The following is a 12009-nucleotide window of genomic DNA, read 5'->3' on the forward strand; positions in this document are numbered from 1 at the left end:
TAAAGTTTTTCAATTGGCTAAAAAATTGCCCTTTTTCATCTATATTTCGCCTTTTTTGAATTCCGTAGCGATGCTATGCTATTAAAAAATAGTCTTTATCTATATGAAAAATGACTAATTTTCGCTATAATTCAAAAACTTTAAATGAGTTCAAAATAAAATATCACGTTAATTTAGATTACATGCTCTCCAAAAGTCATATAAAATTAATCACGAGTCTAAAGCAGAAAAAATATAGACTGCAACATAGCCTTTTTATTGTTGAAGGTGTTAAAACAATAAAAGAACTATTACAATCTGAATTAACGCTTTATGCACTATATACGACTGAGTCTTTCAATATTGATGCCAAAAATGAAATTTTAATTACTGAGGCAGAATTAAAACGTATAAGTTTTTTAACTACGCCAAATAAAGCACTCGCCATTTTTAAAATTCCGGAGGTAAAATCAATTGAACAAGGTGGACTGGTTTTAGCATTAGATGCTATTAGAGACCCTGGAAATTTAGGGACCATTATCAGGCTTTGCGATTGGTTTGGTATAAAAGATTTAGTTTGTAGTAAGGAAACAGTAGATTGTTTCAATCCTAAAGTGATACAAGCAACCATGGGGTCTATTACGAGAGTAAATATTAGTTATGTAGATTTAGAACTATTTTTAAACAAAACGAGTTTGCCTATTTATGGTGCTTTTATGGAAGGTGAAACGGTTTATAGTACGCAATTACCAGAAAAAGGTGTTTTAGTGATGGGTAATGAAGCTAATGGCGTTTCAAAAGAAATTGAAGTTCTGATAAAGAAAAAAATCTCTATTCCTAAATTTGGTGATTTACAAGCTACCGAAAGTTTAAATGTAGCTACGGCAACGGCTATTTTGTTGAGCGAGTTTAGGAGGGGGTGATTTAAGTATTCAGTCTCAGTGTTCAGTTGCAGTGTTCAGTAATCAGTAATCAGTAATCAGTGTTCAGTTATAGCTACTTTTTAATACTATGAGTATGGGATTTGTTTTGATATTTATTGATTATAAAATCATCCCATACCTGTACTTCAATATATCTATCATACTTTAGGTTTTCTTGAGACAACCATTTTTCTTCAGAAGGAATTCCATATTGCTTTAACAGCTCTTTCATTTCATTTAGTAAGTATACTTGTCCGTTACATGCCTTTTTATATTTGGCAAGTTTAGGTTCATCGTGAAATTGAAATGATACCATACTATCAGGGTATGTGAAACTTATTTGTTCTGGCTTCATATTTACCAAAGGGATTTTTACAACACCAGGGTTTTTATAACAAGATCTCATCCATTCACATGCCCCTAGGGTAAAATAAAAAGGGTCATTTCTTTTTGGTTTACCTCCTTTAGCTATAAAACCTTCTCTTAGTCTTTTTTCTAAGGCAAACCTTAATTCGATGTAATTAGGAGGTCTTTTACTATTAAAACCAACAGATATATTGTTTTGAATTTTTTTTGCTTCTTCAAATTTATTTTGAGTAATATTTAGAAATGGCCCTTGTTCAATTTCGTAATAATGGAACAAAAATTCAGGAATGTTCATTAATGTATTTATAAATGAATGATTGAAGTTTATGCCTATTTAAAAGCTTAGTTACGGTGTGTTTTTAGAAAATTGATTTTTATCCTAAATATATCAATATACTTTGCTAACAGCTAACAGCTAACAGAATACTAACTACTGAAACGTGAAATTAACAAATACGCCTCTGGTTTTCATACTAGCAATATTACTAGTCCAAGGGCTATTAGGATCTTTGTCTCTAACAAGTTCGTCACCTATACCAAAAAGCCCGCGAATAGAAGGCGTGAATTTAAAGTTGTATAGGTATAAATCAACACCAAACCCAAGCTCATAAAACAATGAATTTTTTTTGGTTCTAAATTGTCCATTACTATTATCTTCAGGGTTATTTTCATTGCTAGAAAGGTTTAAAGCTGTAGAAAACCCACCTACGATAAAGGGCTTAAAATTGTTAATACGTTTGGTAGAGATTTTTACAAGCAAAGGGATATGTACATAGGTTGATTTAACTTCTCTACTTAAGTCAGAATCCTTAAAAGTGGTACCAGCAAAATATGTTTGACTATAATATAACTCTCTCGTTGTAATTAATAAACCAGGTTCTAAGCGTAAATCAATAAAACTATTGACACGTAAATTTCCAATTAAACCAACACTAAAACCTGGGCTCCTTTTTACATAAATATCGCGTAAGTCTTCCTTATAATCAAAATTAAAGTCATAATTATTTATCCCCAAAAAGTAACCCCAGCGTAATAACCTATTATCTGTAGAGCCTCTTCCTTGGTTTGCATCGTAAGTCACTTTTTCTTTTCTAAAAAGTTGTGCGTTAGATGTTTGAATTATAAATAAAAATGATATTAATACAAAAAACCGCTTCATATTTATTACTTAGATGATTTGTAAATTGTTGCCACACCAAAGGTTTGTGGAAAATCTTCAACATTAATAAACCCAATTTTTCGTAAAATATTGTTCAAAGCTTCTCCATAAGGAAAAACAGAGGCAGATTCGCATAAATATTTGTATGCACTCCTGTCTTTAGAAAATAGTTTTCCAATAAGGGGTAAAATGTTTTTTGTGTAAAATTTATAGCCTTGCTTATATGGTGTTTTAGAAGGAATAGATGTTTCCAGTATAACGAAAGTGCCATTAGGTTTTAATACTCTAAATATTTCCTTTAAGCCATTTTCTAAGGTTTCAAAATTCCTGACACCAAAGGCTACAGTAATAGCATCAAAAGAATTATCTTCAAAAGGCATATGCTCACTATCGCCTAAAACCATTTCTATTTTCGACTCTAAAGATTTCTTTTTAATTTTTTCTTTGCCAATTTCTAACATACCGCTACTAATATCTAAACCAACAATTTTTGTGGCATTAGTTTCTGCTAGATTAATGGCTAAATCTCCAGTTCCTGTAGCAATATCTAAAATAGTTTCAGGATTATTTTCTTTAACAATCTTCACTACTTTTTTTCGCCATTTAATATCTATCCCAAAAGAAATAACGCGGTTTAAACCATCGTAATCTTCAGAAATAGTGTCAAACATTTTAGTGACTTGCTCTTTTTTGCCTAAATCGCTGTTTTTGTAGGGTTTAATTTTTGACAATGCTGTAGTTTTTTGGCAAACCTACATAATTTATTTTTACTTTAATATATTAAATTAAGGCAAAATAAATTATGTAGGTTATCCCATTCAAAATTATTGAAATAAATATTATACGAGAAAATATAAACATTTAGATAGACATTAACCAATAGGATGTCAAATATTATATTTATAATATCTCATGTGGCAATATGTATTTTATAGTATATTTGTTCTACTTTTTATGATAATTGAATAATGAAAATAATCATTGCTGGCGCTGGTGAAGTTGGATTTCATTTAGCAAAGTTATTGTCTTACGAGTCTCAAGAAATAACATTAATAGATATAGACAAAGAGAGTTTAGCTTATGCTGATGCCCATTTAGATATTAAAGTTATTAAAGGAGATACTACTTCAATCTCTATTTTAAAAGACGCTCGGGTAAATAATTGTGATTTGTTTATTGCTGTAACGGCCATTGAAACAACTAATATTACGGTATGTGTATTGGCTAAGCAATTAGGGGCTAAACGAACTATTGCCAGAATTTCTAATACTGAATTTATAAATTATAAAGATGAGGTAGGCTTTACTAAGTTTGGTATTGATGAATTAATTTCTCCAGAAGCTTTAGCTGCGGCAGAGATAAAATTATCTTTAAAGCAAACGTCTTTCAATGATACTTATGAGTTTGAAGGCGGCGCACTTACGATGGTCGGTTTAACATTGTCCAGATCGGCTTCATTTGTTGGGAAGACCGTTAAAGAAGCTGCAAAAATATTCCCAGAAATACACTTTGTTCCTATTGCAATTCAACGTTTTGGTACGCAATATACAATCATTCCAAGAGGGGATACGGAGTTTAAAAGAGGTGATAATGTTGTATTTGTTACTTCTGAAGGAGGTGGTGAAGAGCTTTGTAAGCTAACAGGAAAATCAAACAGAGAGATAAAGAATGTGATGATTTTGGGAGGCAGCCAAATTGGTTACAAATCGGCTAGAGATTTAAGTGATAAAGGGTATAAAGTAAAACTTTTTGAAGAGGATAAAGAACGTGCATTTGAAATTGCCGATGATTTACCAAATGTTTTAGTGATTCATAGTGATGGACGTAATGTTGATTTGCTTGATGAAGAAAATATTAGTGAAATGGATGCTTTTATAGCTGTGGCAGGTAATTCTGAAACTAATATTATGTCTTGTTTAGTAGCAAAATCAAAGGGTGTTGAAAAAACAGTGGCTTTGGTTGAGAACATGGACTATTTCGAATTATCGCATTCTGTTGGTATTGAAACATTAATAAATAAAAAGTTACTAGCTGCAAATAATATTTTTAGATACATAAGAAAAGGAGAAGTTGTTGCTATGACGAAACTTAGCAATATGAATGCTGAGTTACTGGAGTTTGAAGTAAAACCCACTTCGGCTATTTGTAATAACTATATTAAGGATATTGATTTTCCAAGATCAGCTATAATAGGAGGTGTTATTAGAAACGGGTTAGGAGTTATTGCACTTGGAGATTTTAAAATTCAAGAAGGAGACCGGGTTGTGGTTTGTAGTCTACTTAAATCGATAAAAGGTGTTGAAAAATTATTTCGTTAAGATGAATTTGTAAGATGAAATTAAATTATAAAATAATTTTTCACTTCCTAGGATTGCTGCTGCTATTTAATGGCGGTTTTATGTTGCTATCTGCTCTTGTAAGCCTACTTTACAAAGATGGTGTTACGTTTCAATTATTCTTATCAGGTCTTTTTACATTAATAGCAGGTCTTTTAGCGATGATCTTTACGAGACATCATAAAAAAGAAATGAATAAACGGGAAGGCTATATCGTAGTTTCTTTTGGTTGGATAATTATGGCGCTTTCTGGTACTTTACCATATATATTGACCGAAAGTATTCCAAATTTTACAAACGCTTTTTTTGAGACCATGTCTGGTTTTACTACAACAGGAGCCTCTATTTTAAATGATATTGAAGCAGTGCCTAAAGGTGTTTTATTTTGGCGCAGTTTAACACATTGGATAGGCGGTATGGGAATTATCGTTTTAGCTATTGCCATATTACCATTATTAGGGATTGGAGGTATGCAGCTTTTTGCAGCCGAAGCACCTGGTCCCAGTGCCGATAAGTTACATCCTAGAATTACAGATACAGCAAAGCGTTTATGGCTTATTTACTTCGGATATACAGCGGCTGAAACTTTATTGCTAAGTGTGGCAGGCATGTCTTTTTTTGATGCTATAAACCATTCATTGTGTACCTTGTCTACGGGCGGTTTTTCGACTAAAAATGCTAGTATAGCTTATTGGAATGGCCAACCTATTATCCAATATATTATTATATTATTTATGTTTTTAGCGGGTACTAACTTTGTCTTAAGTTATTTCGCTTTTAAAGGGAAAATCCAAAAAATAATTAATGATGAAGAGTTTAAATTGTACTTCAAATTCATCGGAATTATTACAATAATAGCAGCGGTTATTATTTATTTTAGAGCAGATATCTCGGCATCTTCAATTGTACATCCTATGGTTTGGGGAGAAGTTGAGAGTGCATTTAGACATTCGTTATTTCAAGTATTGGCTATTATTACAACGACAGGTTTTGTTACTGCAGATTATACCATGTGGACACCACTCCTAATGGTTTTATTTTTTGGTCTTATGTTTTTAGGAGGATCGGCAGGAAGTACCTCGGGAGGTGTAAAAGTAGTGCGCCATTTGATATTGATAAAAAATGGTTTTTTAGAGTTTAAACGTACTTTGCATCCAAATGCTATTCTACCGGTACGTTATAATAAAAGAGCCATTTCTGGAGATATTGTATTTAATATTTTAGGTTTTTTTATTCTTTATATGCTATCTTTTATTATAGGTGCTTTGGGGTTCTCTATGTTTGAAATAGACTTTAAATCGGCAATAGGTTTAGCTGCATCCACTTTAGGAAACGTAGGACCTGCACTTGGGGATTTTGGACCTGTAAATAATTATTCGGCTTTACCTCTTTTAGCGCAATGGTGGGCTTCGTTTTTAATGCTTATTGGTCGTTTGGAACTCTTTACAGTACTTATTTTGATTACACCTTTCTTTTGGCGTAATAGATGATAAGATGTTTTAAGACCATGCTATTTATTAAACGCTAAAAATTCAACCTATTAATAGTATTTCCTAAATCAATTTGTTTTTTTGATTATAGCTTTACACAGCTCCCATATAAAGTGCTATCATACTAATAGTGTCAATTAAGCCATGTACAATAATATTTATCCAAAGGTTTTTCTTGCCGTTAACAATAAAAATAATTCCAAAGAATAAACCCACAATACCTGTTTGTATAATACCAATAGGACCTTGATAAAAATGAAGGAAACCAAATGTTATAGAGCTTATTAATAAACTTATAATCCAAGACGACCTTTTATTTCCAAAAAGGATAGCTATTTGTTTCATTACATATCCTCTCCATATAAGCTCTTCTGCAAATCCAGCAGTAATCCAAGCACCAATAATGCTTAATATAAGTAACCCTTCATTTCCTTTAATGTTATTAAAACGACTAAGGTCTTTGGTTTCAGGAGGAAATAATTCGAAAATTAATGGATTAATCAATAGTAATACAATAGTCATTATTACAATAGTTAATAAAACACCTAGCCCAATAACTTTCAACCAGGATTTAGGGTTAGATAAACCAAGTTCTTCCATAGAGCTTTTCCTAAACCAATGTATGACTAACATTAAAACAATAGAAGCAATAAATCCAATTTGCCCAAAAACAATTAATCCTCCTAAAAGGAAAAGTGACATAATAATTAAAGGCTTATTATTTCTAAAAAGCATCTGTATTTTCTTGTTATTAGAAATGTTTGTTGTATCCATAAATATTTATTTTAATTATTTAATTTTCAACAAACATAATTTAGAATACTATAGGTGTCGTCCGAGCGGATACGCACAGTCAAAAAACTTTATTTTAAACTATTTAAATTCGTTTTCGAAATTCGGAAGGGGTGACGCCTTTTATTTTTTTAAACATGGCATTGAATACGGATTTGGATTTAAAGCCAGCATCATATGCTAACCCTAAAATGCTATATTGATTTTGGGAAGGATCTTTTAATAATCTTGCTATCTCATCAATCCTATATTCATTCACGTATGTATAAAAGTTTTTATGAGCGAATTGGTTAATGATTTGAGATAAGTGATTTGATGAAATATTAATTTGAGATGCAAGATTATCCAATGTTAATTCAGAATCTAAATAAGGCTTTTCATTTGTCATATAATGTAATAATGCCTCAAAATGTTTTTTTGCAAGATCGCTACCTAAACCTGTTTTTTTATATTTTGATTGTTCATTTAATTTAGACATTTCAGATTCTATAAAAACCGGAGAATACCGAATACCAAAAAAAGCCAAAGCAACTTGAAGTAAGCAAAAACTTAAAATGCTAATTTTACTAAGAAACTGAAAATCATTAAAGTCGGAAAGAATATAATAAAGATGAAATAAAAAACTTAAACCAAAATAAATGCTTACGCTTATAAGAATTGTTTCCATCCAAGAAAGGTTTCTTTTGTCAATATTTGAATACTTGGCTTTTATTTTTCTTGAGTGTTTCTTAACTAGATTATAAGATATCGGTAGATAGATTAAACATTGTAGATACAGTGCCATATCTGTAACGGAAAATAGTTTTTGACCTGACAATTGTTGATTATATAATTGTAATTTCTCATTTCCAGAAAGAAGAAAAAAAGTGCTGAATAATGTCATAGTCATAACAACAAAAGGAAGTAAGTGTAGTGAAAAATGAATCTTCTTTAAAGGTTTTTTAATAAGTGCACAAGTGTAGAAGAAAATAAAAGGAATATGTAACAATGTAAAACCTGTATCTAACCCTATAAAATGAGGATATTCTTGAATAAGTTCAGAATGCCGTATGTATAGTAACGAAAAATTAATGACTAAGAGTATTTGCCAAACCCCAAATATCCTATCACTTTTAGTTTGCTTTTTCTTACTAAAAATAAGCAACGCTAAAAAAAAACAAATGACAATTCCTATAAAAAAAAGAACTTCCATCAATGGTGTTTTTTATAAGAAAGATTAGTATTGTTCGTCATAAGATAAATATACAAAATCCCTTTTAGCTCCAAATATGATTTTGTTGTATGGGAGATCAATAAAATAAGATTCTAACTTTTTTGAAGTTACGAATTCGAATATAAAAAGGAAAGAGTGTGTTTGGTGTTTTCTGAAAGTCAGTTTAATGGAGAAAAACACATATCAAACCACTAGAGGAAGTAGTTTGTTGATTATCTAAATGTAGGCATATTGTTTAGATCATTTAAGGATATAATGATCATTTTTACTAAATAAAACCTAGTTTTTTTGCTTCTTTTACTAAATTGAAGTTTTCATTATTTTTAGTATCTAATAGGTTTTTTAATTTAGTTTTTCTTACTTCAATAGCTCTAGTTGACAAGGGAATATAATTTGATAAATCTTTAGTTTTTTCCCCCATTGATAAATGATATAATATTTGTCTGTCAAAATCATCAATGGTTATTTTATTAGCAAATGTTTTACGTGTATACCCCTCAATGGTTTTACTGTAATATGTTTTTCCTTTAAAAGTGTTAAGGATGGCATTTTTTAAATCAATACCATCTATATCAGATTTAATCATAAACCCTTCAGGATGGATTTCATTAATGATATTTTGAATTCTAGATTGATCTGTAATAGATGTTAAAATTAATATATTAGTATCTGGCGACTCTTTCCTTATTAAAACGCCTAAGTCTTCTCCGCAAATAAAGCGTTCGTTTTTTGAAATAGGAAGCTGGAGGTCCAGAAGGACTATTTGTGTTTTAATTCGTTGAATTTTGTGTATAGCTTCATCGCAATTTTTAGCAAAGGTTACGTTAAAGACAACATTCGTTATCTCGCTTAATATATTTTTGTAAGCATTTGCTATAATAGCAGAGTCTTCAATAATAAGTAGATTAATGCCGATTTTGTTCATCTTGAGGTGTTTATTTTAGTTCGACCTTCAAAAATATAGATTGTTTTCTGGAGTCTTATTAATGTACTAAAAATTTGTGGTAAAACCGCAATAAATTGACAAATAAAAAGTATTCATTTGTACTTTGCTTATAAGTTGGTAATAAGGGCTATTATATTGATTACCATTATTTAAGCAAAAGGTTATTATGTAAGCCACTGATTAATCGGTGGCTTTTTTTTGTAATACGGTTTTGTCCTTAAAATAGTTGACAAAAAATGGAGACTTATAACTGCCATTTTGAAATTCTATTGGTATTATATCTGATCTTTAATTGTTTTTAGATATAAAAGTTTGTAAAATACTAATGTAACAATTTAATGGTTTAAACGTCATCATTATATAAACCAATTAAATAATTAGTATCATGGAATTATTATCAACAGAGCAAGATTTAGAACCGTTACCTGAGTCCAATGCGTATATTCAACATGTTAAGCCGGAAGGCATATTAAATTCTAACTACAAGAAATTAGTAAGAAAAAACTTAAAAAATATAACTTCACAATCTCTTTTTGGGATTAAGCAACGTTTAAAAAGCAGCCAATGTGGTTTCACTTCTAGTGCAGAAACTCTTTTAAAAGTGTCTGTGTTTACTACTATTATTATTGCAATCTTTTCTTAAGCATTAGTTATACCAATTAATATTTTAAATAAAAAGTGTAACATTTTTGCAAAATATATTACATATATATAAAGCAGCTTTTTTACGATTGTTAACTGATGATCTTTTGAGCTAATCTCAAAATAATCTTTTATTTTTTTGAATTGAATTCAACAAATAGTCTTTGTTTGAGTGTCAATATGCATATAAAGTTGAAATAAGGAACGTGTTTATTTCAATGTTTTTCCACTTTAAAAACTTAGAAATTATGAGCTTTGGCGCTGTGCAATCTGCAATATTATCTATTAAGAGTAATAGGAATCTACTATCTAAAAGAAGGAGGCTAAAAAATACTTTATCTAGTAATCAGAAGAAGTTTGAGTTAAAAGCTTCCAATGCTAAACCTCATGAATTAAAAATGATTCGTGAAAAACTTAAAGTTGAGCATAAACAAATTAGAATAAAACAAATGATTATACTAAGTCTATTTATGTCAGTTTTAGTATCTGTTTTTCTGTTTTTTATAAATTAAAATTTCAAATTATGCCGTTTGCTGAATCAATGATAAGTACACTTAAGAGTAATAAAAGTATTATGCTTGATAAATCAAGGAGGTTTAGAAAGACACTAGGTGGACTTGACTGGTCTAAAAGTCAACAATTCAATTTCCCAAAAGCAACCCCAGAGCAATTAAAAGAAATTAAAGAAAGACTTCGCGAAGAAAACCGAAAGGATAGGTTGAAACAGATGCTTTTATTTGTGATACTATTTTCAATTTTGCTTTTAATGCTTTTTTATTTAACAGATTAAAAGAGGTCTAAAAAAGTAACATATTTTGTCATTCTGAACACAGTGAAGAATCCTAATGTTTTTGAAAACCATAAAATTATGCCTCCAAAAGATTCTTCGCTGCGCTCTGAATGACACTTTTTAGACTGTTCTTATAATATTTATAGATTTGTTAGCTTTTTATCTTAGCTTACAACTTCTTTTATTCTTTTAATCGCTTCAATAATTTGTTCTTGAGACGCCGCATAAGAAATACGAATACAATTAGGGTTACCAAAAGCATCACCTGTTACGGTTGCAACTAGCGCTTCTTCTAATAAGTATAAAGAAAAATCTGTAGCATTATTTATTGTTTTACCTCTTAATGTTTTACCAAAGTAAAAAGAAACATCTGGAAATACGTAAAAAGCACCTTCTGGAGTGTTTGAATTAAACCCTTCAATATCATCTAATAAACGAAGTACTAAATCGCGACGAACTTTAAATTCATCGATCATATATTGCACTTCAGTAGGAGATGCGTTAAGGGCAGTAATTACAGATTGCTGCGCAATACAGTTGGCTCCACTTGTAATTTGGCCTTGCATTTTATTACAAGCACGTGCTATTTTTTCTGGAGCGCCAATAAACCCGATACGCCATCCCGTCATAGCAAAGGCTTTAGAAACACCATTTACAGTAATAGTACGATCGTACATGTCATCAAACTCAGCCATACTTGCATGTCCGCCAACATAGTTTATATGCTCGTATATTTCATCAGAAACGACATATATGTTAGGGTATTTAACCAATACATCTGCCAGAGCTCTTAATTCTTCTTTACTATATACAGAACCACTTGGGTTACAAGGAGAGCTAAACCACATCATTTTGGTGTTCGGTGTGATAGCCGCTTCAAGTTGCTCTGGTGTCATTTTAAAGTCAGTATCAATAGATGTTTTAACCTCTACAGGAACACCATCATTCAATTTAACGATATCAGAATAACTAACCCAATAAGGACAAGGTAAAAGGACTTCATCTCCCTTGTTAAGCATTACAGCAGCGATATTTGCTAAACATTGTTTAGCACCTGTTGAAACAACTATTTGTGGTAAAGTATAGGTTAAGTTGTTATCACGTTTAAATTTAGTAATAACAGCTTGTTTTAATTCTACATATCCATCAACAGGAGAGTACGAATTGTAATTATCATTTATAGCTTGGATAGCAGCGTCTTTAATAAAATCTGGAGTATTAAAGTCTGGCTCTCCAAGACTTAAGCCAATAATATCTTTGCCTTCACCTCTAAGTTCCCTTGCTTTTGCTGCCATAGCTAAAGTGGCAGATGTAGACATGTTTAAAATTCTATCTGATAATAAATTCATTTGTTATATGTTGTGTTGTAATAA

12 protein-coding genes are annotated in these 12009 nt (G+C 30.7%); 5 read left to right on the plus strand and 7 right to left on the minus strand.

From position 1 onward, the window contains the following. Nucleotides 1-182 precede the first annotated feature (182 nt). Nucleotides 183-902 carry a TrmH family RNA methyltransferase gene (locus Q4Q47_RS13185; protein WP_303307116.1) on the plus strand — a complete coding sequence of 240 codons (720 nt, stop codon included), beginning with the start codon at nt 183-185 and terminating at the stop codon, nt 900-902. A gap of 73 nt (nt 903-975) precedes the next feature. Here the strand turns inward: Q4Q47_RS13185 and Q4Q47_RS13190 are convergent, their stop codons facing one another. From Q4Q47_RS13190 to ubiE, 3 genes are all read right to left on the minus strand, one after another. After that, on the minus strand, nt 976-1563 hold the full coding sequence (locus Q4Q47_RS13190; RefSeq protein WP_303307117.1) for a hypothetical protein: 588 nt from the start codon (nt 1561-1563) through the stop codon (nt 976-978). Nucleotides 1564-1698: 135 nt separating this feature from the next. Then, on the minus strand, nt 1699-2427 hold the full coding sequence (porT, locus tag Q4Q47_RS13195; RefSeq protein ID WP_303307118.1) for a type IX secretion/gliding motility protein PorT/SprT: 729 nt from the start codon (nt 2425-2427) through the stop codon (nt 1699-1701). Nucleotides 2428-2432: 5 nt separating this feature from the next. After that, a complete protein-coding gene (ubiE, locus tag Q4Q47_RS13200; protein ID WP_303307119.1) occupies nt 2433-3158 on the minus strand; it encodes a bifunctional demethylmenaquinone methyltransferase/2-methoxy-6-polyprenyl-1,4-benzoquinol methylase UbiE in 726 nt (241 codons plus the stop codon). Between the two features lie 237 nt (nt 3159-3395). On the opposite strand from ubiE, the gene trkA reads away from it, so the two are divergent. Together trkA and Q4Q47_RS13210 are read left to right on the plus strand one after the other, a co-directional pair. After that, nucleotides 3396-4745, plus strand: a complete 1350-nt coding sequence (gene trkA, locus Q4Q47_RS13205; RefSeq protein ID WP_303307120.1) for a Trk system potassium transporter TrkA — start codon at nt 3396-3398, stop codon at nt 4743-4745. Between the two features lie 14 nt (nt 4746-4759). Beyond that, nucleotides 4760-6253 (plus strand): TrkH family potassium uptake protein, encoded by a 1494-nt coding sequence (locus Q4Q47_RS13210; RefSeq protein ID WP_303307121.1) that lies wholly within the window; start codon nt 4760-4762, stop codon nt 6251-6253. A gap of 93 nt (nt 6254-6346) precedes the next feature. On the opposite strand, the gene Q4Q47_RS13215 is transcribed toward Q4Q47_RS13210, so the two are convergent. From Q4Q47_RS13215 to Q4Q47_RS13225, 3 genes are all read right to left on the minus strand, one after another. Beyond that, a complete protein-coding gene (locus Q4Q47_RS13215; RefSeq protein ID WP_303307122.1) occupies nt 6347-7027 on the minus strand; it encodes a CPBP family intramembrane glutamic endopeptidase in 681 nt (226 codons plus the stop codon). A gap of 103 nt (nt 7028-7130) precedes the next feature. Continuing rightward, a complete protein-coding gene (locus Q4Q47_RS13220) occupies nt 7131-8237 on the minus strand; it encodes an AraC family transcriptional regulator (protein ID WP_303307123.1) in 1107 nt (368 codons plus the stop codon). A gap of 289 nt (nt 8238-8526) precedes the next feature. Then, the gene (locus tag Q4Q47_RS13225; protein ID WP_303307124.1) at nt 8527-9183 is read right to left on the minus strand and encodes a response regulator; all 657 of its coding nucleotides are present in this window, start codon (nt 9181-9183) and stop codon (nt 8527-8529) included. Nucleotides 9184-9589: 406 nt separating this feature from the next. Between Q4Q47_RS13225 and Q4Q47_RS13230 the strand changes: the two genes are divergently transcribed. Further along, nucleotides 9590-9847: a hypothetical protein gene (locus Q4Q47_RS13230; protein ID WP_303307125.1), complete on the plus strand. Its 258-nt coding sequence runs from the start codon at nt 9590-9592 to the stop codon at nt 9845-9847. Nucleotides 9848-10369: 522 nt separating this feature from the next. Beyond that, entirely contained in the window at nt 10370-10636 is a 267-nt protein-coding gene (locus Q4Q47_RS13235) for a hypothetical protein (RefSeq protein ID WP_303307126.1), read from the plus strand. Nucleotides 10637-10800: 164 nt separating this feature from the next. Here the strand turns inward: Q4Q47_RS13235 and Q4Q47_RS13240 are convergent, their stop codons facing one another. Further along, on the minus strand, nt 10801-11985 hold the full coding sequence (locus tag Q4Q47_RS13240) for a pyridoxal phosphate-dependent aminotransferase (protein ID WP_303307127.1): 1185 nt from the start codon (nt 11983-11985) through the stop codon (nt 10801-10803). Nucleotides 11986-12009 lie beyond the last annotated feature (24 nt).

The organism is Flavivirga spongiicola (genome assembly GCF_030540825.1).
Classification (GTDB): Bacteria; Bacteroidota; Bacteroidia; order Flavobacteriales; family Flavobacteriaceae; genus Flavivirga; species Flavivirga spongiicola.

Excerpts from the sequence above, each read along its gene's own strand:
- Q4Q47_RS13210 (WP_303307121.1), top strand. The coding sequence starts at position 4,760 with ATGAAATTAAATTATAAAATAATTTTTCACTTCCTAGGATTGCTGCTG.
- Q4Q47_RS13240 (WP_303307127.1), bottom strand. The coding sequence starts at position 11,985 with ATGAATTTATTATCAGATAGAATTTTAAACATGTCTACATCTGCCACT.
- Q4Q47_RS13215 (WP_303307122.1), bottom strand. The coding sequence starts at position 7,027 with ATGGATACAACAAACATTTCTAATAACAAGAAAATACAGATGCTTTTT.
- trkA (WP_303307120.1), top strand. The coding sequence starts at position 3,396 with ATGAAAATAATCATTGCTGGCGCTGGTGAAGTTGGATTTCATTTAGCA.
- porT (WP_303307118.1), bottom strand. The coding sequence starts at position 2,427 with ATGAAGCGGTTTTTTGTATTAATATCATTTTTATTTATAATTCAAACA.
- Q4Q47_RS13220 (WP_303307123.1), bottom strand. The coding sequence starts at position 8,237 with ATGGAAGTTCTTTTTTTTATAGGAATTGTCATTTGTTTTTTTTTAGCG.
- Q4Q47_RS13230 (WP_303307125.1), top strand. The coding sequence starts at position 9,590 with ATGGAATTATTATCAACAGAGCAAGATTTAGAACCGTTACCTGAGTCC.
- Q4Q47_RS13190 (WP_303307117.1), bottom strand. The coding sequence starts at position 1,563 with ATGAACATTCCTGAATTTTTGTTCCATTATTACGAAATTGAACAAGGG.
- Q4Q47_RS13185 (WP_303307116.1), top strand. The coding sequence starts at position 183 with ATGCTCTCCAAAAGTCATATAAAATTAATCACGAGTCTAAAGCAGAAA.
- Q4Q47_RS13225 (WP_303307124.1), bottom strand. The coding sequence starts at position 9,183 with ATGAACAAAATCGGCATTAATCTACTTATTATTGAAGACTCTGCTATT.
- Q4Q47_RS13235 (WP_303307126.1), top strand. The coding sequence starts at position 10,370 with ATGCCGTTTGCTGAATCAATGATAAGTACACTTAAGAGTAATAAAAGT.